General features: G+C 40.4%; 22 protein-coding genes and 1 riboswitch. Of the genes, 15 read left to right on the plus strand and 7 right to left on the minus strand.

Annotated elements, in window-relative coordinates; all coding sequences use genetic code 11:
* Positions 1 to 82: 82 nt before the first annotated feature.
* Both KP78_RS04155 and KP78_RS04160 read left to right on the plus strand, forming a co-directional pair.
* Positions 83 to 955: a DMT family transporter gene (locus tag KP78_RS04155; protein WP_041086558.1), complete on the plus strand. Its 873-nt coding sequence runs from the start codon at positions 83 to 85 to the stop codon at positions 953 to 955.
* Entirely contained in the window at positions 948 to 1,865 is a 918-nt protein-coding gene (locus tag KP78_RS04160) for an aminopeptidase (RefSeq protein ID WP_041086560.1), read from the plus strand. Before KP78_RS04155 ends, KP78_RS04160 begins: the two co-directional genes overlap by 8 nt.
* Positions 1,866 to 1,930: 65 nt before the next feature.
* Here KP78_RS04160 and KP78_RS04165 read toward each other — a convergent pair whose 3' ends face one another.
* From KP78_RS04165 to KP78_RS04175, 3 genes are all read right to left on the minus strand, one after another.
* Complete coding sequence (locus KP78_RS04165) at positions 1,931 to 2,794, minus strand: SDR family oxidoreductase (protein WP_041086562.1); 864 nt, start codon at positions 2,792 to 2,794, stop codon at positions 1,931 to 1,933.
* 127 nt (positions 2,795 to 2,921) lie between these two features.
* Positions 2,922 to 3,356 carry an Rrf2 family transcriptional regulator gene (locus KP78_RS04170; protein ID WP_041086564.1) on the minus strand — a complete coding sequence of 145 codons (435 nt, stop codon included), beginning with the start codon at positions 3,354 to 3,356 and terminating at the stop codon, positions 2,922 to 2,924.
* A 288-nt stretch (positions 3,357 to 3,644) separates the two neighbouring features.
* Positions 3,645 to 4,580 (minus strand): aldo/keto reductase, encoded by a 936-nt coding sequence (locus tag KP78_RS04175; protein WP_041086567.1) that lies wholly within the window; start codon positions 4,578 to 4,580, stop codon positions 3,645 to 3,647.
* Between the two features lie 332 nt (positions 4,581 to 4,912).
* Between KP78_RS04175 and ahlS the strand changes: the two genes are divergently transcribed.
* Both ahlS and KP78_RS04185 read left to right on the plus strand, forming a co-directional pair.
* Complete coding sequence (gene ahlS / locus KP78_RS04180; RefSeq protein ID WP_041086569.1) at positions 4,913 to 5,761, plus strand: AhlS family quorum-quenching N-acyl homoserine lactonase; 849 nt, start codon at positions 4,913 to 4,915, stop codon at positions 5,759 to 5,761.
* Positions 5,762 to 5,779: 18 nt separating this feature from the next.
* Positions 5,780 to 6,961, plus strand: a complete 1,182-nt coding sequence (locus tag KP78_RS04185) for an iron-containing alcohol dehydrogenase (protein WP_041086571.1) — start codon at positions 5,780 to 5,782, stop codon at positions 6,959 to 6,961.
* 61 nt (positions 6,962 to 7,022) lie between these two features.
* Here KP78_RS04185 and KP78_RS04190 read toward each other — a convergent pair whose 3' ends face one another.
* From KP78_RS04190 to KP78_RS04205, 4 genes are all read right to left on the minus strand, one after another.
* Positions 7,023 to 9,002 (minus strand): methyl-accepting chemotaxis protein, encoded by a 1,980-nt coding sequence (locus KP78_RS04190; RefSeq protein ID WP_041086573.1) that lies wholly within the window; start codon positions 9,000 to 9,002, stop codon positions 7,023 to 7,025.
* 472 nt (positions 9,003 to 9,474) lie between these two features.
* Complete coding sequence (locus KP78_RS04195; protein WP_041086574.1) at positions 9,475 to 9,675, minus strand: hypothetical protein; 201 nt, start codon at positions 9,673 to 9,675, stop codon at positions 9,475 to 9,477.
* A gap of 125 nt (positions 9,676 to 9,800) precedes the next feature.
* Positions 9,801 to 10,697: an aldo/keto reductase gene (locus KP78_RS04200; protein WP_041086576.1), complete on the minus strand. Its 897-nt coding sequence runs from the start codon at positions 10,695 to 10,697 to the stop codon at positions 9,801 to 9,803.
* A gap of 258 nt (positions 10,698 to 10,955) precedes the next feature.
* Entirely contained in the window at positions 10,956 to 11,672 is a 717-nt protein-coding gene (locus tag KP78_RS04205; RefSeq protein ID WP_041086578.1) for an SDR family oxidoreductase, read from the minus strand.
* A gap of 442 nt (positions 11,673 to 12,114) precedes the next feature.
* Here KP78_RS04205 and KP78_RS04210 point away from each other — a divergent pair, with 442 nt between their 5' ends.
* From KP78_RS04210 to KP78_RS04260, 11 genes are all read left to right on the plus strand, one after another.
* Complete coding sequence (locus KP78_RS04210; protein WP_041087466.1) at positions 12,115 to 13,122, plus strand: LacI family DNA-binding transcriptional regulator; 1,008 nt, start codon at positions 12,115 to 12,117, stop codon at positions 13,120 to 13,122.
* Between the two features lie 91 nt (positions 13,123 to 13,213).
* Positions 13,214 to 14,035 (plus strand): sugar phosphate isomerase/epimerase family protein, encoded by an 822-nt coding sequence (locus KP78_RS04215; RefSeq protein WP_041086580.1) that lies wholly within the window; start codon positions 13,214 to 13,216, stop codon positions 14,033 to 14,035.
* Positions 14,036 to 14,047: 12 nt separating this feature from the next.
* On the plus strand, positions 14,048 to 15,082 hold the full coding sequence (locus KP78_RS04220; RefSeq protein WP_052474547.1) for a zinc-dependent alcohol dehydrogenase: 1,035 nt from the start codon (positions 14,048 to 14,050) through the stop codon (positions 15,080 to 15,082).
* Between the two features lie 26 nt (positions 15,083 to 15,108).
* Entirely contained in the window at positions 15,109 to 16,494 is a 1,386-nt protein-coding gene (locus KP78_RS04225; RefSeq protein WP_041086582.1) for an ABC transporter substrate-binding protein, read from the plus strand.
* A 71-nt stretch (positions 16,495 to 16,565) separates the two neighbouring features.
* A complete protein-coding gene (locus KP78_RS04230) occupies positions 16,566 to 17,438 on the plus strand; it encodes a carbohydrate ABC transporter permease (protein ID WP_041086583.1) in 873 nt (290 codons plus the stop codon).
* Between the two features lie 6 nt (positions 17,439 to 17,444).
* Positions 17,445 to 18,269 (plus strand): carbohydrate ABC transporter permease, encoded by an 825-nt coding sequence (locus tag KP78_RS04235; RefSeq protein ID WP_235420863.1) that lies wholly within the window; start codon positions 17,445 to 17,447, stop codon positions 18,267 to 18,269.
* Positions 18,270 to 18,311: 42 nt separating this feature from the next.
* Positions 18,312 to 19,142 carry a sugar phosphate isomerase/epimerase family protein gene (locus tag KP78_RS04240; RefSeq protein WP_041086585.1) on the plus strand — a complete coding sequence of 277 codons (831 nt, stop codon included), beginning with the start codon at positions 18,312 to 18,314 and terminating at the stop codon, positions 19,140 to 19,142.
* 18 nt (positions 19,143 to 19,160) lie between these two features.
* Positions 19,161 to 20,315, plus strand: a complete 1,155-nt coding sequence (locus tag KP78_RS04245; RefSeq protein WP_041086587.1) for a Gfo/Idh/MocA family protein — start codon at positions 19,161 to 19,163, stop codon at positions 20,313 to 20,315.
* 57 nt (positions 20,316 to 20,372) lie between these two features.
* Positions 20,373 to 21,344 carry a sugar phosphate isomerase/epimerase family protein gene (locus KP78_RS04250; protein WP_041086589.1) on the plus strand — a complete coding sequence of 324 codons (972 nt, stop codon included), beginning with the start codon at positions 20,373 to 20,375 and terminating at the stop codon, positions 21,342 to 21,344.
* A gap of 167 nt (positions 21,345 to 21,511) precedes the next feature.
* Positions 21,512 to 21,695: riboswitch (cobalamin riboswitch) on the plus strand.
* 132 nt (positions 21,696 to 21,827) lie between these two features.
* Entirely contained in the window at positions 21,828 to 22,304 is a 477-nt protein-coding gene (locus KP78_RS04255; RefSeq protein ID WP_041086591.1) for an acyl-CoA thioesterase, read from the plus strand.
* Between the two features lie 195 nt (positions 22,305 to 22,499).
* Entirely contained in the window at positions 22,500 to 23,450 is a 951-nt protein-coding gene (locus KP78_RS04260; RefSeq protein WP_041086593.1) for a hypothetical protein, read from the plus strand.
* The last annotated feature ends 75 nt before the right edge of the window (positions 23,451 to 23,525 follow it).

Here is a 23,525-nt window from a genome sequence, read left to right on the forward strand (position 1 = left end):
CGGATCTTTTTATGTAAAATCCGGTAGCGGCTTTCTTACAACTGTAAAATAAAAAATTTATTCGAGAATAGGGGGTGAAAAAATGCCGGTTGTAGCATTGCTTGTATTGAGTATTCTTTGGGGCTCAACATTCTTTTTTACAAAATTGCTGCTGTCCGATTTTCACCCTGTTTCGATTGTTTTTTATAGGTGCTTGTTTGGTGCTCTCGCATTACTCCCCATTTTCTTGTGGAAGAAGTCAAAGGGTGATTTTAAAAAAATACCCATTCTTCTTATCACAACATTAATCAGCGCAGGGATTCCGTGGGTTTTTATGAGTTTTAGCTTGCAATATCTTGATACGACGATCAGTGCAGTACTGAATGCATCAGGTCCTATTATTGGTATTATTTTAAGCGTTTTCGTTTTAAAAACAGCCGTAACTCGGGTTGAAGTTATTAGTGTAATTATTGGCTTTACAGGGATTTGCACGACGATGATCGCAGGGATGAGCGGAGGGGTTCAATTTCATATAGGGGCTGCAGGCCTTCTTTTGTTTGCAGTTTTAAACTATTCTCTTTCTGCCGTACTAACTGCCAAATACTTAAAGCATTGCTCGTTGTTTACCCTTTCTTTTATGACGATGTTCGTTGGAACCATTTATTCCGGAATTATTATGATGTCGATTGATCCAATGAGCTATAAAGGTTTCAACGACTGGAGGCCATATTTGCTGTTTATTATACTTGGGATGGTCAGCTCGGGCTTTGGTAATGTTTTATATTACTATTTAGTGAAGTCAGGCGGGGCGATGTTCGCTTTGCTTATTACATATTTGATGCCTATTATGGCAATTTTATTAGGAATTATTTTTCTTCGTGAACAAATAAACCTTGGAATGGTCGCCGGGCTGTTATTCGTTTTTGCGAGTGTTTATCTAATGAATAAAAAGAGGAGTGTACAAACAAATGAGTGAATTTCACATAATTGTAGCTAATATCATGTCTAAAAATGTAGATGTTCCTAGAACTAGCTTTATCCTAGTTTTAACAGATAAAAGTACCTCTTCGTTAGCAAAAAAATTTCTTGAGGCCTTGAATACAAATAAGTGGAAGACTTCTTTTTATGAAATGGAAGATCGAGCAAGGTCTGGAGAAGAGCCGCCTGCTGAAGCTGCTGATAAGATGCTGAGGCATGATGTTGTTTTCTGTCTGACAAAGCATTCGTTAACTCATACGGTGGCACGTAAAAACGCAAACATTCACGGTATTAGCGTGATAACAATGCCGGGAATTACAGAAGATATGTTCTTAAATGGAGCTATTAATGCGGATTACCAGCGGGTAGAAAAAGAAACGATGGAAATGACAGAAAGATTGTCTGAAGCTGAGAAGGTCATTATTAAAACAGGGAAAGATTATAAGTTGGAGATCCCGGTGCACGAGAGAATGGGTGTTCCAAGCACAGGTGTTTTTAAAGAAAAAGGAGCTTCTGGAAATCTTCCTTCCGGAGAAGCCTACATTGCTCCAGTTGAAAAAACAGCGAATGGCAAAATTGAAATTAACGGGTCCATTGCCGGTATTGGACTCGTGGATACTCCAGTTGTCTTGGTAATTGAACAGGGAAGACTGGTGGACGCAACAGGTAAGGCAGGAGAGAGACTGCTTTCATTGCTTGGCGACGGAGATGGAAGACTCCTTTGTGAATTAGGCATTGGCACAAATCATGCGGCTAGAGTAACGGGGAATATATTAGAGGATGAAAAGGCCTATAATACGATTCACATCGCTTTTGGTTCCAACCACACATTTGGGGGAGTTATTAAAACAAATGTCCATATTGACTGTGTCACAGTCAATCCCGAAGTAGAATGGATGACGTCATAAAAGTTTTAGAAGCAATACAAAAACAAGCCGCCGGGCTTAAACCTGGCGGCCTGTCTCAATATAAATTAGCCCTGTAATGCTGCTTTTACTGCATCTTTAAGGGATGTTGGTGTACCAATTAAATTATACAAGTCTTGTGATGATTTGGAAGTTTCGCCTTTTGCAACGCCATCATAAATGAAAGCAGAAAGCTCAGCGATTGGAGCTGGCAGACCTATGTTTACTAGATAATCTTTCGCTTCTTCAAACGAAACGCTGCGGTGCTTCACTTCTTTGCCAGACACCTCGGTTAGAGCGTGAGCTAGATCGTCGAAGCTCCATGGCTGTGGATTTACAAGGTTATAGGATTTATTTTCATGACCTTCTTCTGCAAGAACTGTAGCAGCTGCCTTCGCAAGGTCATCACGCAATACGGCGTTAATTGTACCGATTCCAGCGTTTGTTACAAGCTCTCCGCTTTGCACAGCTCCAGCAAGACCTGGGTTAACAAATACATCTGTGTAAAGAGAGTTGCGCAGGAACGTATAAGGAATATTTGTTGAGCGAATCGCATATTCAGTAGCCATGTGAACAAGGGCAAGCGGTAAATTAGACTCCTCGCCAAAAGCAAATCCAGTGTAGGCAATATGTTTTACTCCTGCATCTCGAGCTGCTTTTGCAACAGTAGCGTGCTGACCGATACGATCAGTGTCGTCTGCATCCGGGCTTGAAATGAAAAGGACTTTTTCAGCGCCTTCAAATGATTTTTTCATGGATTCGAAATCATGATAATCGCCGTAGCGGACCTCTACTCCTTGATTAGCAAGGTCTGAAGCTTTATCTACATTACGAACACTCGCGATAATTTCACTTGCAGGAACCTTTTTAAGAAGGTGTTGAATAACAGCGTTTCCTAAACCGCCTGTTGCACCAGTTACTACGATTGACATAAATAATTCCTTCCCTTCGATAAATAAGTATATTTCAAGAGGTTTTAGTTTAACCAAAGAGGCTATAGAGCAAACAAATCGCTTTCTTATAACCAATATGGTTACAACAAGTATGAAAAAATTAGCCCTATTTATGAGCCATTTTTTCGGTCAGTTCGGATACAAGCTGGTCAAGCGTAACCTGAGCCAGTTCTTGCTCCATAGCTGACTGCGCTTGAAGCATTTTTGTACGAAAAACGGATTCAATGTTTGCACCAACCGGGCATTTAGGGTTAGGGTGATCATGGAAATTAAATAATTCATCATCTTCCACAACCTCTACCGCTTTATACAGATCAAGCAAGGTAATTTCGTCAAGCTCTTTCAGTAAGTAAGTTCCACCGACGCCAGCGCGCACTCCCACCAAACCAGCTTTTTTCAGCTGACCAATAATTCTGCGAATAATCACCGGATTCGTCTGAACACTGCCGGCTATTACATCAGAGGTGGACGATGACGGACTTAATGCAATCAGAGACAGAATATGAACGGCCATGGAAAAACGGCTGCTAATTTTTTTCATACGTTTCATCCTCTCGATGTAACCAATATAGTTCTAACGGGACTGAATGTCAACGAATTTGATTTTGTTTTGTAAATTGCTGTGATGGTTTGTAAATGAGTGATGACGGTCAGTAAATTCTCGTGACGGCCTGTAAATGTCAGAGCACGGCCTGCAAATTTCCGCGACGGCCTGTAAATCTCCACAACGGCTTATAAATCAATTCCGTCCCCATACCAAAACGCTTTTATTATTCTCCAAATTAAAAAAATGCACCAGGGAAATAAAATCCCCGGTGCATTTTTATGATTACCCTTTGAAAATCTGACTAATCTTTTCAATTTCATCCGCTGTTAAGCGAACGTCTAATGTTTTTAAGTTGTTTTTCACCTGTTCAGGTTTTTTAGCTCCTGGAATGAGTACATCAATGGAATCCTGCGTTAAGTACCAGGCAAGAACAAGATGTGCAAGCTCCACATTTTTTGTAAATGCAATTTCACGTATTTGTTCAACTTTTTCCAGATTTCGAATAAAGGTTTGTCCCTGGAAAAGTGGATCATTGCCACGTAAATCATCAAAAGTCATATCTTTCGTATATTTTCCGCCTAACAATCCTGATGCAAGCGGGAAGTAGGGGATAAATGAAAGATTGTTTTCTGCTGTGTATGGCAGCAGGTCTTTTTCTGCATCACGCTTAAATAGGTTGTATTCAGACTGCAGCACATCAACATAGCCATCTTTGTTTGCTTCTTTTAGTTGTTCAATTGAAAAATTGGATACACCGATGCTTTTGATTTTCCCTTGATCTTTAAGCTCTTTTAAAGCACCAACTGCTTCATCCTTTGGTGTGCTTTCATCCGGGAAATGAATATAAAACAAATCGATATAATCTGTTTGAAGTCGTTTTAAGCTGCTTTCAACAGATTCTTTTAGAAATGCAGGTGAATTATCGAGCTTAACCTCACCATTTACGAATTTATGAGCACCTTTGGTAGCAATCACGATCTCCTCACGATTGCCTCTTTCTTTGATCACTTCACCGATTAGTTCCTCTGAACGGCCAGGCCCATATATAAAAGCAGTATCTAAAAAATTGATGCCGTTGTCTAAAGCAGTACGAATGAGGTCTTTTCCTGTTTCTTCACTGAGGTTCGGATAAAGATTATGTCCACCAACAGCGTTCGTACCAAGACCAATAGAGTTTACAAATAATCCTGATTTACCAATTTGGATATGTTCTGCCATGTTATCACGTCATCTCCTTTTGCAATCTTTCTATAGCTTAGCAAAATACTGAAATGATATGGAAATAATTAGCTCATGATGTTTGTTATAAAAAATATCAAATCCTCTGTGTTAAACTATAAAATTGACTAGTATTGAAAATTTTAAATATATTGAAGCATTTAAATTGTTCAATTTTTAAAAGGGTGATAAAATTCACGACAAGACTTAGATAGGGAGGAGCAGGAGAGCAGTTAAAAGGATTTTTACAGCAATTTGTAAGCGCTTCATTTTAATGGGAAGAATGATAGTGATATCGATCAAATGAGCTTTTAAAGGGAGGAAAAAAACAAATGACAAATATTATTAAACATAATCCGAAGCTTTATGTTATGGACAATGGTCGTCTAAGTATGGATAAAAACTGGATGATTGCCATGCATAATCCTGCAACGAAGGATAACCCTAATGCACAAACTGAATTTGTTGAGTTTCCTGTATATACCGTTCTTATTGATCATCCAGCAGGTAAAATCCTTTTTGATACTGCTTGCAATCCTAACTCCATGGGTCCAGAAGGCAGATGGGGAAAAGCAACTCAGCAAATGTTCCCAATCGATATGGGAGAGGAATGCTATCTTCATAATCGTTTGGAAGAATTAAATGTACGACCTGAAGATATCAAATATGTCGTTGCTTCTCATCTTCACCTTGATCATGCAGGCTGTCTGGAGCTATTCACGAATGCAACAATTATTGTACATGAAGATGAGCTAAACGGTGCGCTTCAAACATATGCCCGCAACCAAAAAGAAGGCGCATACATTTGGGGAGATATTGATGCGTGGATCAAAAACAATCTTCAATGGAAAACCATTAAGCGAAGCGAAGATAATATAGAATTAGCGGAGGGAATTAGCATTCTTAATTTCGGCAGTGGACATGCGTGGGGAATGCTGGGTCTTCAGATCAATTTACCGGAGACAGGCGGAATCATTCTTGCATCAGATGCCATTTATACAGCTGAAAGCTATGGACCGCCGATCAAGCCGCCGGGGATTATCTATGATTCTCTTGGCTACTCCAATGCGGTTGAAAAAATACGCAGAATCGCCAATCAAACAAATTCTCAAGTTTGGTTTGGGCATGATGCAGATCAATTTAAAACATTCCGGAAATCTACTGAAGGATATTACGAGTAAGATAGAGGAGGGGAAACAATGAGTTTTTCAAAATTGGTTTTTGCTCCGTTAAGCTATACCGGCTGGGGTGCCTTAGAACAATTGATACCTGAGGTCAGAAATTATTCACCGGAGAAAATCCTTGTGGTAACCGACCCGATGCTTGAAAAAATAGGACTCGTTGAACGTGTGACCAAACCGCTTGAAGAGAATGACTACAAAGTCACGGTTTATACGGACGTCGTTCCTGAACCGCCGCTCGCAACAGGGGAGAAGCTCGTTTCCTTCACCCGAGAAGGGCAGTTTGATATGGTGATTGGTGTCGGCGGGGGAAGTGCCTTAGATTTAGCCAAGCTGGCAGCGGTGTTGTCTGTACATGAAGGATCAGTGGAGGACTATTTAAATTTATCCGGATCAAAGCAGGTAGAGAAGAAGGGATTACCTAAAATCCTCATTCCTACAACGTCTGGAACTGGTTCTGAGGTAACGAACATCTCTGTTCTTTCCTTAGTTTCTACAAAAGATGTTGTAACGCATGACTATCTTTTAGCGGATGTGGCGATCGTGGATCCGGAATTGACGGTGTCGGTTCCAGCAAAAGTAACAGCAGCTACAGGAATTGACGCACTGACGCATGCTGTTGAAGCCTATATTTCGGTCAATGCAAGCCCAGCCACGGATGGATTGGCGCTTCAAGCGATTCGTTTGATTGGCCGTTCACTGCGAAAAGCGGTGGAAAATGGAGAAGACAAACAGGCCCGTATTGATATGAGTCATGGAAGCTATCTTGCGGGCCTTGCCTTTTTTAACGCGGGTGTAGCAGGCGTTCATGCATTAGCTTATCCTTTAGGCGGACAATTCCATATTTCTCATGGCGAGTCTAATGCTGTATTGCTGCCTTATGTAATGGGATATATTCGAAAAAGCTGTACTTCTAGAATGTCTGATATTTTAAATGCATTAGGTGGCAATTCGAGCTACATGACGGAGGAAGAAGCTTCGTATAAGTGTGTGGAGGAGCTTGAGCGGTTGGTGAAGGATGTGGGAATCCCATCAACATTGGCAGGTTTTGATATTCCTGAATCTGCTTTAGAAAGCTTAACGCAGGATGGGGTGAAACAAAAGCGGATACTGGCAAGAAGTCCGTTAACGTTGAAAGAAGATGATATTCGAAACATTTATCGTTCTGCTTTTGAAGGGACTGTTACTGAGCCGGAGTGAAGAAGGAGGATCAAAGAGCACAAACACTCTTTGATCCTCTCTTTTTAACAACGATTGGTTTTTACCTATTAGCCTTAAAATGGTTTAGCAATTCATTGAGATCCTCAGAAAGCTTTTGAAGCTTCACTGCGTCTTGTGAAATAAGCTCGGCGCTTGCGGATTGTTCCTCGCTTGTCGCGCTTACTTCTTCACTGCTTGCAGAAATTTCTTCGGTAATAGCGGATATTGATTCCACTTGCTCTCCGATTTTTTGAGCGACCTGTTTTAAATGATGAATGGAGTCATCAATTCCTTGGGTTTTCTCGTTAATTTTTTCTACATCATCGGCAATTTCTTTAAATACCTGTGCCACTACTTGAAATGTTTTTGTGCTCTCTTCAACGGTTTGTACACCTTGATTGACAGCAATAACGGCACGGGAGCTTTCCTTTTGCGTTTCAGAAATTAGTTGGCTGATCTGTTCAACCGAATGAGTGGTTTCATTCGCTAGCTTTCGCACCTCATCTGCTACCACAGCAAATCCTTTACCTGATTCACCGGCACGCGCTGCTTCGATGGAAGCATTTAAGGCGAGAAGGTTCGTTTGATCAGCGATTTGAGAAATGATATCGACGACTTTACCGATTTCAGAGGATTTGCCATCTACATTTTTAATCAGTGTTGATAAATCGTGAACCGTCTGATTCATTTCGTTCATTTTTGTGACAGCCTGATTAACCTCCCGATCACCATTTACGGATGCTTTTTGGCTTGCTTGTGTAAGCCCCTTTACTTCGTTAGTATTCGATGCAATCGTATCAATTTGATGAGCAATTTCATTTACTTCTTCATTCACAATTGTGACAGAAGAAGCGACTTCTGAGCTTCCTGATGCTACTTCTGAAATGCTCTGAGCTACTTGCTCTGATGATTCACGTGTTTCATCACTGGCTACAACCAAATAATTGGATGATTCGTTTAATTGTGTCGATGTGTGATGAATATTGTTCATCATATCGTTCATCGTATCAGCCATTTTATTGATATCCTGGCCCAGTATGGCGATCTCATCTTTTCCTTTTAGGGCAGTTCGAACGGTGAGGTCGCCCTGTTCAATTTTCTCAGTAGCATTCCGCAATTCCTTTAAACGTCTCGTGATGCTTTGAGCAAAAAGAATAATTGCGATCGTGGTCAAGAGAGCTGCCGCCAAACCGGCAATCATAACAAGATTTCTTAAGCTGCTGAGCTGCATTGTTGCTTCCTCGCTAGGGACCGAAATAAATAGATTCCAGTCTGTTGAAGGGATTTTTTCATAAAAGGCATAAAGCTCGCCCTCACCCTCTAATTCAAATTGCAGTGTTTGAGCATTCGAAACCTCGGCATTGTTTTGAGCTTCTGTTAATTCAGGAATATTAAATTCTGTAAGGTTTTGTTCTGCAATATAATCAAGGGTAGGGTGGGCGATGATGAGCCCGTCCCCTTGTGTAACAAAGGCGTAGCCTGTTTCGCCAATCTCAATTGAAGATACCAGTTCACTAAACGTATCGGTGGTAAAGGTGCTGGCAGCTAACCCGAGTAGCTCTCCGTTGTTATCCTGGATTGGAACAGCAACAACAAACGAGCTCTCTCCTGTTGAGCGGCTGAAGATCATGTCAGAAATACTTAAAGCTGCACCGTCCATGATCTCCTGGAAGTATTCCCGATCCGCTATATTAAACTCAGCACCTGTCGTTGAAAAGCCATCTCCATTTAAATCTGTCACAAATAGTGCTAAATATTCAGGGTATGCTTCCATTTGTCTTTGTAAATAACTCATTTGGGTTTCGTCATTCATACTCTTTATATCAGAGGAACTCACCATATTTTTCAATCGTTCAACATGGATAAGAAAGTAGTTGTCAATTTCATTCGTGGAACCATCAAGCATTAAAAGCGCTTCTTCTTCAAATGCATCCGTGAGCAATTCGTTTGATTTGCTATACACAATGACAAAGGCAGCCAGTAATGTTAATAAAATGATGGGTAGAAAAGTAAGCAGAAATTTTTGTTTCACAGAATTCACAGTTTACGTCCTCCTATATGTATTCATTAGTTTGTTGTAATATATGGAATGTCACGTGCGCCATATCATTTATTGCAGTCATTCTGAATCAATTTTTACTGTTGGATGCTAATTGAAAAACACTCCTTTACTGTATGGGATTAATAGATAATAAGCAGAGTAGAATTGAAAAGTTGAGGTAGTGGATGATCGTTTATTTGTCTTAAATTGAAAAAATATGTATGAAAACCTATGTCTTGATTCTTTATACCTATAACATTTGAATTCTTTTTCTTATATCGACAGAGCAATTGGTTATTTCAGCATATTTTCGGATACCTTTTCCTTAATGTGGAGTAAGCGTTAACAGTAAGAACATTTAGTGAACAATTTAATATAATAGTTGCTTTTGTCTAATTTACAGGAAGGGATGGTCTTCATTCATAAAAAAGAAGACCCGGAAAAAAGGGGTCTTCTTTCATAAACATATTTTTTACTGCCAATAGACTCCGCCATAACCATGCCAAGGATAAGGGCGTGGATAGTAGGGACGCGGTTGATAAAAAGGATAGTATGGAAAATATGGTCTAGGTCTTGGCCTCGGATATGGGTAATAATATGGAAATTGTCTTTCATCCATCATTACAGATTGATCATCACCCATAAAATAATCTGTATAAGTTAAATGCTCCACAGCAATACCCCCCTTTCTCCCTTTACACTATGTTGACAGGAAGAGAAAGGAGTTTGTCCAAGCTGCCGTTGGGTGCCTATTTTGCAGATAGGAACATCCAAGATTTTTATGAAGGGGGTAAAACGCTATAAAATATCTAATGGCATTTTTCTAGTTGGTTTTGGAAACGCCTGATCAATTCTAGTTAAATCTTCTTCCGACAATTCGATGGTTGCTGCTTGTGCATTTTCAAAAACATGCTGCTCCTGTACAGCCTTTGGAATGGCGATAACCTGTCCGCTTCGGATGGTCCAGGCGAGTGCGATTTGTAGCGGTTTTACACCATATTTTTGTGCAATTTCATTAAAAATTGGATCACTGATTAGACGTTTTTTTGATGATTCGTTGTGAGCGAGGGGACTGTAAGCCATAATCGGCATCCTGTGCTCCTGCTGCCAAGGAACGAGATCAAAATCAATCCCCCTTGAACCTGCATGATAGAGAACTTGATTGATGGCGCAGTTTTCTCCGTTAGGTGTGCTCCATAACTCTTTCATATCACTCGTATCAAAATTGGAAACACCCCATCTGGCAATTTTACCTTCCCTCTTCAGTTTTTCCATTCCATCAATGGTTTCTTCTAATGGAACGCCGCCTCTCCAATGTAAAAGGTATAAATCCAGCTGCTCGACGCCCAAACGTTTTAGGCTGTTTTCGCACGCAATGGCAATGCTGTCTAATCCAGAATTATGAGGATACACCTTTGAAACTAAAAAAACTTCATCTCTTCGACCTTTAATGGCTTCTCCCACTAAGCGTTCAGAATCACCGCTGCCATACATCTCGGCCGTATCAATGAGGGTCATTCCTAAATCAATACCAAACTGAAGTGCTTTTATTTCTTTTGATCTTGCTTGTGAATCCTCTCCCATATACCAGGTTCCTTGTCCTAAGGATGGAAGGGAAGTGCCATCCGGCAACGTTACGGTACGTTTTTTTAAAGCGTCATTAATCTCTGTTATTTGTTCATTTGAATAATTCATCTGGAATTAGTCCTTTCCGGTTTGTAGTAAGCAAAAAAATCGCCAATAAGTTAGGATTTCCATAACAGTTAAAGCCATTCTCCAAATTACATGTCAATGAAAAAGCGATTGGGCTCATTATCCATGTTTTTGGTTTGTTCACAATATTTAGGATGCGAACCAACAGACCAACAAATGCTATTTATCAAAATTCATCTCAAATGATAAGGACCGCTTTCCCAGTTAAGCAGGCAAGCGGTCCATTTTTCAAGGAATCTGTTATATTAGACGAGCTCCACCGTCAATCAGAACAGCGGTTCCGGTTGTAAACCCGTTTTTAGCTAAGTACACGTATGTTTCGGCAATATCTTCAGGCTTTGCAACTCGGCCAACTGGTAATTGCTCTGAAATTCCAGCAAACATGTTATTTCTTTGCTCGTTAGACATACCCGCATAAATGGGTGTATCAACGATGCCAGGTGAAACGACATTTACTCTGGTTGGAGCAAGCTCGACTGCAAGGCCTCGAACTAAGCCCTCGATTGCAGAGTTAATAGCGGCAAGGGTAGATGCACCATGAGGAGGACGTAAACCGTACACGCCGGATGTCAATGTGATGGATCCGGATTTATCCAAATAAGGAATGGCTGCACGGGCGATGATATATTGTCCCCAAAACTTGCTGTCAAAGGCGTCTCTTGCATCTGATACGGGCAAGTCTCTAAAAAGACCCATTGCACCTTCTCCGGCAGTAACGACTAAATGGTCAATTTGTCCAATATTCTTGAAAAATTCTGCTGCATTTTCTTCGCTGCGGAAATCAAGCTCGTGGCCCTCCACACCCTGGCCTAATGTTTGAGTTGCTTTAGAAATCTTTGAAGCAGAACGGCTTGCGATAATGACCTGCGCCGATTCATCCTGAAATGCCTTAGCGGTTGATAGCCCAATCCCGGAAGTGCCTCCAACAATGACTACGCGTTTCCCTTTTAATGACATAGTAAATCCTCCTTTGGAAATATTTTTATTATAGCCAAGAAAATGGCTGTAATGCTCTCCCTAATTATAAATCGTTATGAATTATCTTTCCTTTAAAATGCTTCGTAATCGCAATGGTTTAGAATGAAGCATTTTTTGTAATCGATTACATTTATTCGGGTGAATTAATGGGTTTTTATTAGTTAAATCATCATGGTTGTAAAAATATTGCATTCAATAAATTCTTTGGTAACGCTTACATAAATCTTCAAAAAATAAGTTGTATAGCTAAAATAGTTGGTATAAAAGCGTTATTTGGCTATACATCTAATAAAAAAGAAAACCCGAAAAAATATTGATTCTAATTTTCTAAAAACTATTGAAATAAAAAATAGATAGGATTATAATGAAAACGATTACAAGGATTGATCAGATATTTTTGATTACGAGAGGGATTAAAAAGATGGTGAAAATGAGCGATGTTGCGAAGCTAGCTGAAGTTTCGAATGCTACTGTATCAAGGGTTCTTTCCAGTCCTGAAAATGTTAGGGAAGAGACGAGAAAGAGAGTATTAGAGTCAATAAAAGAATTGAACTATCAGCCTAATACAATAGCAAGGTCTTTCAGAAAAATGGAAACAAAATCAATTCTTGTGATAGTTCCCGACGTAACAAATCAATTTTTCTCTGAAGTCCTTCGAGGTATTGAGCAAAAGGCTGGAGAAAATGGATATCAGGTTCTTCTTGGCAATAGCAACAATGATGTAGAGAAAGAATATGATTTTTTAAATCAGCTGCGTCAACGTCAAGCTGATGGGATGATCTTGCTAACTGCACGTATGAAGCAGGAGGTAATTGAAGAATTCTCAGAAGATTTTCCTGTCGTTCTGGCATGTGAATACAAGGAAGGATCGAGCATCCCTACGGTATCGATTGATAATATCAGCGGTGCGAGAAAAGCGACAGAGCATCTTATTAATTTAGGTCATAAAAGAATTGCACATCTTTCTGGTCCAATGGAAGTAATTCTTAGCCGTGATCGTTTGAAAGGGTATCACCAGGCTATGCTTAGGAATGAACTGGAAACGGACTCTGTTTTAGTACAAGAAGGCGATTATTCATATGAAGCCGGATATAACTTAATGAATAAGCTTTGTGCATTAGAGGAGCCGCCTACAGCAGTTTTCGCAGCAAATGATGAAATGGCCATTGGGGCAATAAAGGCAGCGAAAGAAAATTTTTTTCGTGTACCTGAAGATATAGCGGTAGTAGGATTCGATGATATAAAAATTTCATCTATTTTTGAACCGTCATTAACAACTGTAAGCCAGCCGAAGTTAGAGATCGGCGAAAAGGCAATGGAGCTGCTTCTAAAACAAATGAATTTTGAAGAGTTAAATAGAAAACAAATTGTATTGGAGGATAAATTAATCCTTCGTCAATCTTGTGGATTCAATAAAAAGAAAAAATAATTTTTTTTTACTATTACATGTAAACGATTACATTTGTATTTTTGGGAAATATCAATTATCACTTTTTATTTCATAAAAGGAGGAGTTACACATGGTTAAATACTCTTACAATACACTGGTTTATGCAGGCGAGGACATTGAGGAGGGGATTGCAAGGATCTCAAAATTCGGCTACGACGGAGTAGAGTTTGTTGGGGATCACGAGAACTTGGATGCCGACCGAATTAAAGAGCTATTAAATAAGTATAGTATCGCTGCTTCTTCAATTTGTGCCATTTATAACACCGAAAGAGACTTTGTATCAAGTAACCCGGACATTAGAAAAAATGCCATTCAGTATGTAAAGGATTGTGTGGACTTTGCACATACAATTGGCGCTCAAGGGATTTCACTGACCCCAACTGCAAATATGAAAATTCATCCAGAGACTGACCTGGAAACAGAGCGTTCATGGGCAGTTGAAGGAATTAGAGAAGCTGGACTGTATGCAGGAGAAAAAGGCATTCGCATAACCGTGGAGCCATGGAATCGCTATGAAACTTATTTAGTGAACCGCATGGAGCAGTCATTGGATATCGTGAAAAAAGTTGATCTTCCTAATGTAGGCTGCATGGGTGATACGTACCATATGAACATTGAAGAAAACGACATTAGCGAAGCATTTCGCTTAGCCGGTGATAAACTGTTTTACGTTCACTTTGCTGACAGCAACCGGGCAGCTCCAGGAAGAGGTCATATTGATTTTAAGCCCATTGCAAAGGCATTAAAGGAAATGAACTATGACGGATATATCTCAATGGAGCTTTTACCCCCTTCTGCAGATCCATTTGGCGGAGCAAGACATGAAGAGTTTTATGATCAATACACGCAAGAATCCATTGATTATTTGAAAAAATTATTTGCAGAAATTTAAGGAGGAGCTATGATGACGAACAAAATGAAAGCTGCTGTAACATATGGAAAAGAAGATATGCGTTTGGAAGAGGTCGAAATTCCGGAAATCGGTGGAAATGAAGTGCTGATCAAGGTTAAGACATGCGGAATCTGCGGTACAGACCCACATATTTACAGAGCACATTTCCCGACACCAAAACCTCTTATTCAAGGTCATGAATTCGCGGGTGAAGTTGTAAAGGTTGGATCTCTTGTGACAAGTGTAAAACCAGGAGATCGTGTAACGGCTGATATTAACATTAGCTGTGAAAATTGCTACTACTGCCGAACAGGACAGAAGCTGTTCTGTGAAAATATTACTCAGCTAGGTGTTCATATTAATGGAGCGTTTGCGGAATACGTAAAAGCGCCAGAGAAAAATATCTACACAATCCCAGAAGAAATGACGTGGGAAGAAGCTGCATACATTGAGCCTTTAGCATGTGTAATCCGCGGACAGCAGCGTGCACAAGTCGATATGGGTGATACCGTTGCAATTATCGGTGCTGGTCCAATGGGTCTCGTACATGCGCTGATGGCAAAGCTTAACGGCGCAAGCAAGGTAATCATTTCTGAAATGAATGCTGCACGCCTGCAAAAAGCAAGAGATCTAGGTGTTGATGTTGTGATTGACGCATCTGAAACAGATCCTGTACAAGCTGTTCGTAATTTAACGGGTGGAAGAGGGGCCGATGTTGTATTTGAAGTTGTTGGCGCGGTTCCGACTTATAAGCAGGCATTTGAAATGGTCCGAAAAGGAGGTGTTTTGGTAGCATATGGAGCTGCACCAGCTGATGCTACGATGGATATCAAACCATTTGAGATCTATAGTAAAGAGCTTACAATTGTCGGCTCTTATGCAGGGACATATGAAACGTGGGTAAAAGCGATTGAATTAATCTCATCAAAACGAATTAATCCGACTGACATTATTAGCAAGAGAATTCCATTGAATCAAATTGTTGAAGGTTTAGTGGAAGCGGCAGATAACAAAGACACGATAAAAATCATGGTCAGTGTGGAATAACACAAAATTATGGGGGTGGGTTTTTTATGAAATTATTTTCTTCTAAAAAGTGGATTGCAGCAGCTTTGACATCTGTACTAGTGTTAAGCGCTTGCTCATCAAACGATGAGGGTTCAAGCTCTGACAGTGAAGGCGGCGGCGACGGAGATCAGGTTACGTTAAACACGGTATTTCTAGGTGCTTCATGGGGTGAAGCGGCAAGGGAATTAGCGAAAGAGTATGAGGAAGAAACGGGCGTTAAAGTAAATGTTGAGTTAGTAGGCCGTGACGCAATTTATCAAAGACTGGCTTTATCAATTGCAGGAGAAGCGGATTATGATTTATTTAACGTAGATTATAACTGGATTCCTGAGTTTGCCGCGGCAGATCGATTGTTGCCATTGGATGATCTAATTGCAGAAAACAATGTAGATCTTGATGGATACTTGCCTCGTGCTCTTGCGCTAGCTCAATGGGATGGCAACAATGGTTCGTTCGGTGAAGGTGGAACAACATATGGTTTGCCTCAAACCATCCACCCGCATTTGCTTTGGTATCGTGCAGACCTTTTTAACGATGAAGCATTAAAAGCTGAGTTCCAAGCTGAGTACGGCTACGAATTACTGCCGCCGCAAACAATGGAACAATTTGAAGATGCTGCAGCGTTTTTCCATGGTAAAGAAGTAGAAGGCACAACATTAAGTGGCTGGGCTGCACAAGGATCAAAAGGCTTTGGTAACGTTCATACATGGCTGTCATTTGTTTATTCCAATGGCGGAGATGTAATTGACTGGGATAAAATGGAGTCTTCATTAACAACTCCTGAAGTTGTTGAAGCAACACAAACATGGGTTGACTTACTGGAATATTCTCCAGGTGGGATTAATGAGTATACATTTGCGGAAGTTGCAGCAGATGCATCTGCTGGCCGTTTGGCCATGGCGATTCACTGGTCATGGAGCTCATTTGAGGTAGATGATGCTTCCTTATCACAAACAGTTGGGGATTGGGAGTTTACTCAAATTCCAACAATGGAAACATCAGCTCCTCACTTAGCTGGATGGGTGAATGTTATCCCAAGAACATCAAAAAATCCTGAAGAAGCATTTAAATTCCTTGCGTGGCTTCAAAATGAAGATAACGATGTAGCGCAAGCATTGATGGGCGCAGGAGATCCAGTACGTACTGCTTCATACACAAATGAAGAACTAACTGGAGCAATGATTGAAGGCACTGAAACAGAAAGATTCAGAAGATACGAGCCTCTTGAAGGTGCAATGGAATCTGCTATGGCGAGACCATTCTTCCCGCAAGAAGAAAAATGGGAATCAGTTGTTTCTGAATACTTGAGTGCGGTACAGGTTGGACAAATGACGGTTGAAGAAGCTTTGGAACAAGCGGATGAAGCTGTTAACAATATGTTAGACAACTAAAAAGTCAGCAGGGGGGGGAAGGCCTCAGGTTTTCTCCCTTTTTTACACAGAAGTAAGGAGTGTGTCTATCGATGAAGAAGAGAATGGGTCCTTATCTTGTTACCGCACCAGCGCTGGTTTTTTTGGCCCTCATGGCGTTATATCCTCTTATTTTTCTATTAAAGATTAGCTTTCAGGATTATAGTCCAATAAACTTTGAAAATCCTTATGTAGGATTTGATAACTATGCCACACTATTAGCGGATTCAAGCTTTTGGAATTCAATTAAAGTAACGGCTATTTTCGTTGTCTCAGCAGTTTCCATTGAGTTGGTTCTTGGATTGGCTTTAGCTCTTATCTTAAACCAAAAAATTAAAGCAGGGAAAATGTTTCAGACATTGATCATGCTCCCGATTTTTATGGCTCCAACAGTTGTTGGTCTAATGTTCCGTTTTATGATGAATGAGCAATACGGAGTTATCAATTACTTTGCTGAAGTATTAGGCTTTGACAGAACAGCCTGGCTATCTGATCCTACTTTAGCGCTGCCGGCTCTCATTATCACAGATATTTGGCAATGGACTCCATTTATGATCATTATTTTACTTGCAGGATTGCAGGGGATTTCAGATGAACCGCTTGAAGCGGCTCAAATTGATGGTGCAACCAAATGGCAGGCACTAAGGTATGTAACGATTCCTATGCTGTCACAGGTTATCATCATCGCTGTGTTATTAAGAACAATCGATGCATTTAGATTATATGATTCAATTTTTATGATGACGCAGGGTGGGCCTGTAAATGTAACATCGACGTTAAGCTGGATCGTCTTTGACAAAGGATTCAGATTCCTGGACTTTGGTTATGGTGCAGCAATTGCTGTTGTAATGCTAATCATTGTCCTAATCTTATTGACGCTATTCCTGAAACGATTTAGCTTGTTTGAAGAAAGTGGGGAAAAATAAGTGGGAATGATTAAGAAAAATATAGGCAGTATCTTACAACACATTGTGATTATTGTAGCCACTATTATCTTTATTTTTCCAATATATTGGATGGTCGCGACATCATTTAAAAAACAGACGGATGCTTTTACGATCATTCCACAATGGTCCTTCACTGCAACACTGGATAATTATCGTGCTATTCTATTTGACAGCGGTTTTCTTCAACTATTATTCAATAGCTTAATCGTAGGAGTTGTTTCAACCGTTATCGTTTTAATTCTTGGCATAACCATTGCTTATCCGTTCGCAAGATATAAGCTGTCAGGCGGCAAGCAAATTATTACGTGGGTGATTACGCTAAGAATCATTCCGCCAATCGTAACCATCTTACCGTTATACCTATTGTTTGCTAATCTTGGGCTCGTTGACACTTTCTTAGCATTCATCCTTATGCACGTATTCTTTAATCTTCCACTCGCGACCTTGTTGCTATATGGATTCTTTAAGGATATCCCTGGAGAGCTTGAAGAATCAGCTCTTGTTGATGGATGCAACAGATTCACAGCTTTCTTTAGAGTTATTTTCCCAATCATTCGACCTGGACTTGTTTCAGCGGGATTACTATCTTTTATCTTTTCTTGGAATGAGTTCTTGTTTGCAAATATTTTATCAGGTCCAAACGTAAAAACAGCACCAGTTGGTTTGAATGAATTCTCTACACCTGTTGGTATTCTATGGGGACAAATTGCGGCAGCAGGGGTGTTAATTGTTATTCCGGTAGCAATCATCGCCATTATTGTCCAAAGACATATGATCCGCGGATTGACAATGGGAGCAGTAAAGGGTTAAGGATAAAAACCATTGATAAATGGGTTAAGGAGTGGAATACGAATGTTTCAATACAGTGCGACACAGTGGATATTTGGAAATGAAGAGCTGGAAGACAGTTTAAAGCGCTTAAAGAAGTTTGGCTACGATGGAGTTGAATTAGCAGGAGAGCCTTACACGATTAATATCCAAGAGACAAAAGAATTACTTGAAAAATACGATATGGTTTGTACGTCAATCTGTGGAATATTTAAACCAGAAAGGGATTTATCTTCAGATGATGATTCTACAAGAAAAAATGCAGTTCAATATGTAAAAGACTGTATTGATATGGCCGTAGAATTAGGTGCGCCGACGCTCATTGTTGTTCCAACCTTTGTTGAGAAGGTCAGCCCTGGAACAAACGAGAAGGATGAATGGAATAATGCTGTTGAAAGCATTAAAGAAGCTGGATTATATGCAGTGGAGAAAGGGATTAATCTTGCAATTGAAGCATTGAACCGCTACGAAACGTATCTTGTGTCGAATTTAGACTTGGCTGTAAAGCTTGCGGACGAAATCAATATTAGCAGCGTGAATATTATGGCAGACTTATTCCATATGAGCATTGAAGAAAGAAACATGGTAGGTAGCCTAAAGAAAATTTCAAAATATCTTGTGCATGTTCATATTGCAGATAATACTCGTGAAGCGGCTGGACTGGGACAAATCGATTTTGCACCAGTGATGGCTTATTTAAAAGAGTTAAACTATAAAGGATCGATCACGATGGAGTTTCTACCTCCTATTTCAAACCCTTATCTCGTATCAAATTATGAAGGCGAATCGACTGTTTATGATGATTTTACGAAACAGTCGATCGATCATATTAAAGAAATTGTCGAGACACTTTAATCAGGAGGAGGGGAAAACGTGGTTGCTGTAAAAGTTGGCATTATTGGAACTGGTTTTTCAGCTCAAGCACATATAGAAGCTATAAGAAGACTGAAGGGTGTAGAAGTTGTAGCTGTTTCAGCCAGTACAATTGAAAAAGCTGAAGAACTTGCTCGAGAGTACATGATTCCCCGAACCTATGCTGATCCGTTAGAACTAATAAATGATCCGGAAGTGGAAGCGATACACAATTGTACGCCAAATGATCTTCATTTTCCAATAAACCGGTATGTACTGCTGGCAGGAAAGCACCTGCTTTCAGAAAAACCTCTAGCCATGACAAGTGAGGAGTCCAAAGAGCTCGCTGAATTGGCTGAAAAAAGTCAAAGTGTTGCGACCATCGCCTTTAATTACCGTTTTTATCCTATGGTAGCTGAGGCAAAGGACATCATGCGCAACAAAACTTATGGCGATTGCCACATTGTTTATGGCGGATATCTTCAAGATTGGTGCTTGAATAAAACGGATTACAGCTGGCGGATGGACCCGGAGAAAAACGGACCATCCCGTGCCATCGCAGATATTGGATCACACTGGTGCGATACGGTGCAGCACATTTTAGGAAAGAAAATTATTGAAGTGTTTGCTGATTTAAAGACTGTGCATCCTGTAAGGGAAAAGTCTGAAAAGAACAAAGGTACATTCTCGAAAAGTCAGGATGAAAATCGTGAAGAAGTAGCGATCACGACGGAGGATTACGGCAGTGTACTTGTCCATTTCGAGGATGGCATCCAAGGGGTTTTCACTGTTTCACAAGTCAGTGCAGGACGAAAAAACAAATTTCATTTCGACATTGCCGCGGAGAAAGCAACTCTATCATGGGATCAAGAGAAACCAAACAGGCTTTGGATCGGGAAACGCGACGAAGCGAATCAAGAGCTTGTGAAGGATCCATCCTTGTTATCTGAATCAGCTGCAGCGCTTGCCCATTATCCAGGCGGTCATCAGGAAGGCTGGCCAGACGGCTTAAAAAATTTAGTTTCAGAATTTTATGATAACGTTCGTCTGAGAAAGAATGGTGAACCGGATAAAGAGAATTCCTCTATGCCTACTATTCAGGATGGGCATTACATCATGAAGCTAATTGATAGCATTTTAGAGAGTCATCATACAAAAAGCTGGGTCAAAATATAAAGAGAAACGATCGTTAGTTTAAAGAGGGTTTACGTTCTAATGACTGGAGGTTTTATTGTGAGATTAGGTGTTTTTACAGTGCTTTATCAGGATCTCGAATTCGAAGTGATGCTGGACAAGGTGGTTGAGCTGGGTCTTGAGTCAGTTGAATTAGGCACTGGAAATTATCCAGGGAACGCACATTGTGACCCTGGTCAGCTATTAAAGAATCCAGAGAAAATCAAGCAATTGCAGAAGGCGATTGAAGAAAGAAATCTGACGATTAGCGGTTTAAGCTGTCAGGGCAATCCTCTGCACCCTAATAAAGAAATTGCTGAAGAACATCATAATACATGGCGTCAAACCGTTCAGTTGGCTAAGGAATTGAATGTAGATGTGATTAACTGCTTTTCAGGCTGTCCTGGTGATTCTCCGAATGCAGTAAATCCAAACTGGGTAACCTGCTCATGGCCGCCAGAGTATATGGAAATTAAAAAATGGCAGTGGGACGAGGTTGTCGTACCGTATTGGAAGAGAGAGTCCGAGTATGCAGCAAGCCATGGGATTAATAAAATTGCGCTGGAGATGCATCCTGGATTTGTGGTGTACAATCCGGAAACCGTTGTTGAGTTGAATAAACGGGCGGGTAGCAATATTGGGGCAAATTTTGATCCAAGTCATCTAATCTGGCAAGGGATTGATCCTGTAAAGGCGTTAAAATATCTTGGCGGGAAAGGATTAGTTCATCATTTTCATGCAAAAGATACGTATTTGGATACATCGAATATTGAGATCAATGGCGTACTCGATACGAAGCATTACGGTGAAATTCTGGATCGTGCGTGGACATTCAGAACAGTTGGCTACGGTCAATCAGGACAAGTCTGGAAGGATATGATCAGTACGTTAAGAGCAATCGGTTACGATAAGCCGGTTTCCATTGAGCATGAGGATATGCTTGCTTCTACTGATGAAGGTCTGAAAAAAGCAATTGAATTTTTAAATGGTATTATGTTTAAGGAAAAACCAGGAGAAATGTGGTGGTCATAAAAGAGTAAGCGTTAGGATGCTTGGTCTTTTGTGAACGATTGCAAGGATAAAGCAGATCATGGACCATTTCAGGGGTCTGTGATCTGTTTTTTTTTTTAATGATTTTCCGGCATACGTTGTTCTAGTATGTAAAAAGCGGTAGCATGAAAATAGTAATACCAAAATTTCATAGTCGACACGCAATGGGTGACGAGGATTGTCTTCGTCTGAAAAGGGAAGTCCGGTGAAAATCCGGCACGGTCGCGCCACTGTAAAGAAGAGTGCTTTTTCAATACCACTGTTCGAATGAATGGGAAGGGAAAGAGTACGTTGAATCTGAGTCAGGAGACCTGCCTATTGTATGCGCTTAAACCTACGCGGAATAGGGAGGAGTGGTGAGGCAAGAAATCTGATGTTGATCGGGTTCTTTTTGCGTACAAGCTCTCTCTTTTAAAAGGGAGAGTTTTTTTGTGAACTTTACGAGATTGAAAAGGGGAGATTTTTATGACAAATGCCAATCCAATGAGCCAGTCACGAACAATTCAAACAAGACTTGTATTGCCGCCGGACACCAATCATTTACAAACCATTTTTGGCGGGCAAGTCCTTTCATACATTGATGAAATTGCGGCAATAACGGCAATGAAGCATGCGAATAAAGTGGTCGTGACAGCCTCAATAGACTCTGTTGATTTCTTGTCAGCTGCCAGGGTGGGTGATGTGCTGGAGCTTGAAGCAATTGTGACTTCAACAGGTCGAAGCTCCATGGAGGTCTATGTACGTGTTCGCTCAAAAAATTTGTTAACGGGAGAAGAAATGCTTACAACAGAATCCTTCTTAACAATGGTTGCTGTTGACGACAATGGAAAACCTTTTCCTGTTCCTGCTGTTATTCCTGAAACCGCAGAAGAGCGATTATTATTCGAAACAGCACCTGCCCGTCGAGAATATCGTAAACAACGGGTGAAAATGCCGAGGTGATTTTTAGGCATTTGGCTTTTGCGCATAAACGTTGAATTTAGGTCCATCAAATCTAAGTCCAGGTCCATAAATGTATATGGCAGGCCCATAAAATCTAAATCCACCGAGGAATCGTTATTTTCGGTGGATTTTCTATATGCTTGGATGAAACTTCCATGCTGGTCATTCGTAATGACAGATAAGGAGGGATGTTAAATGTGGAGTGATTTACAGGAAAGACAAGCACAATTGCAGCTGAAAATAAACGAGCGGGATAAATACAAAAGAAAGCTGGCGTCATTATTAGAGCAATTAGCAGAGCAGCAAAATAAACGTGATATGCTCGGAAAGAAATTAACGAAGGAGCAGCGTGATGTTCAGAATTTGGAGCAATTTTCATTTATGAATCTCTATCGGAAGTGGTCAGGGAAAATGGATGAAATCCGTGAGAAGGAAATCACTGAGATTGCAGAAATCGAGTTAAAGTGGAATGAAGCTGTTAAAATGGCCAAGGATATAGAGCAAGACTGTCAACAGGTTAATCAAAAAATTAGTGAGGCAGAGTGGATCGGCCTTGATCAAAAATGGCAAGCGTTAATGAAGGAAAAAGAAGAGTGGCTGCGCACCCATACAGAAATAGAGCGGGATCTGTTAGAGGTCGTTTATCAAAAAAGAACGAATCAGGAGACAGTAATTCGTGAAATCGATGAAGCATTAAGTGCAGGAAATCGTACCATAAGCGCTTTAAGACAGGCTTCTGATCATTTGGATTCAGCTAAATCTATGTCGACCTGGGATACGTTTTTTGGAGGAGGGTTCATCGTCACAGCGATGAAGCACAATAGTCTGGATCAATCAGAGGATGCTATTCACAGAGCACAGGTTGAATTGCGCCGTTTTGATACAGAGCTGCAGGATGTGAAGAATGTGGTCTCTCAAAATGTTACCGTAGAAAGAGGGTCGTTTTTGACCTTTGCGGATTATTTCTTTGATGATATCTTTTCTGATTGGACCATTCACTCGAGAATCACTTCTTCTCAAGAAAATCTAGAGGAGGCCACAAGAAAAGTGACAGAGATTTGCGAAGCGCTTCAATCTCAATTAAAGGAGCTGCGAGCAGAGAATATACAAACAAACGAGCAGATAAGGGGAATTATTGAAGGATGAGTGGTTTTTTATACAAATGAATCCGGTTGATGTGGTGAAAATATTTTCCGCATCGTCCGGATTTTGTCTAAAGAG

The sequence above is a fragment of the Jeotgalibacillus soli genome (assembly GCF_000829435.1).
GTDB lineage: Bacteria > Bacillota > Bacilli > Bacillales > Jeotgalibacillaceae > Jeotgalibacillus > Jeotgalibacillus soli.

What these genes read in the sequence shown, in the direction of transcription:
- KP78_RS04155 (WP_041086558.1), top strand. Translation starts at nt 83, where the DNA reads ATGCCGGTTGTAGCATTGCTTGTATTGAGTATTCTTTGGGGCTCAACA.
- KP78_RS04160 (WP_041086560.1), top strand. Translation starts at nt 948, where the DNA reads ATGAGTGAATTTCACATAATTGTAGCTAATATCATGTCTAAAAATGTA.
- KP78_RS04165 (WP_041086562.1), bottom strand. Translation starts at nt 2,794, where the DNA reads ATGTCAATCGTAGTAACTGGTGCAACAGGCGGTTTAGGAAACGCTGTT.
- KP78_RS04170 (WP_041086564.1), bottom strand. Translation starts at nt 3,356, where the DNA reads ATGAAAAAAATTAGCAGCCGTTTTTCCATGGCCGTTCATATTCTGTCT.
- KP78_RS04175 (WP_041086567.1), bottom strand. Translation starts at nt 4,580, where the DNA reads ATGGCAGAACATATCCAAATTGGTAAATCAGGATTATTTGTAAACTCT.
- ahlS (WP_041086569.1), top strand. Translation starts at nt 4,913, where the DNA reads ATGACAAATATTATTAAACATAATCCGAAGCTTTATGTTATGGACAAT.
- KP78_RS04185 (WP_041086571.1), top strand. Translation starts at nt 5,780, where the DNA reads ATGAGTTTTTCAAAATTGGTTTTTGCTCCGTTAAGCTATACCGGCTGG.
- KP78_RS04200 (WP_041086576.1), bottom strand. Translation starts at nt 10,697, where the DNA reads ATGAATTATTCAAATGAACAAATAACAGAGATTAATGACGCTTTAAAA.
- KP78_RS04205 (WP_041086578.1), bottom strand. Translation starts at nt 11,672, where the DNA reads ATGTCATTAAAAGGGAAACGCGTAGTCATTGTTGGAGGCACTTCCGGG.
- KP78_RS04210 (WP_041087466.1), top strand. Translation starts at nt 12,115, where the DNA reads ATGGTGAAAATGAGCGATGTTGCGAAGCTAGCTGAAGTTTCGAATGCT.
- KP78_RS04215 (WP_041086580.1), top strand. Translation starts at nt 13,214, where the DNA reads ATGGTTAAATACTCTTACAATACACTGGTTTATGCAGGCGAGGACATT.
- KP78_RS04220 (WP_052474547.1), top strand. Translation starts at nt 14,048, where the DNA reads ATGACGAACAAAATGAAAGCTGCTGTAACATATGGAAAAGAAGATATG.
- KP78_RS04225 (WP_041086582.1), top strand. Translation starts at nt 15,109, where the DNA reads ATGAAATTATTTTCTTCTAAAAAGTGGATTGCAGCAGCTTTGACATCT.
- KP78_RS04230 (WP_041086583.1), top strand. Translation starts at nt 16,566, where the DNA reads ATGAAGAAGAGAATGGGTCCTTATCTTGTTACCGCACCAGCGCTGGTT.
- KP78_RS04235 (WP_235420863.1), top strand. Translation starts at nt 17,445, where the DNA reads ATGATTAAGAAAAATATAGGCAGTATCTTACAACACATTGTGATTATT.
- KP78_RS04240 (WP_041086585.1), top strand. Translation starts at nt 18,312, where the DNA reads ATGTTTCAATACAGTGCGACACAGTGGATATTTGGAAATGAAGAGCTG.
- KP78_RS04255 (WP_041086591.1), top strand. Translation starts at nt 21,828, where the DNA reads ATGACAAATGCCAATCCAATGAGCCAGTCACGAACAATTCAAACAAGA.
- KP78_RS04260 (WP_041086593.1), top strand. Translation starts at nt 22,500, where the DNA reads ATGTGGAGTGATTTACAGGAAAGACAAGCACAATTGCAGCTGAAAATA.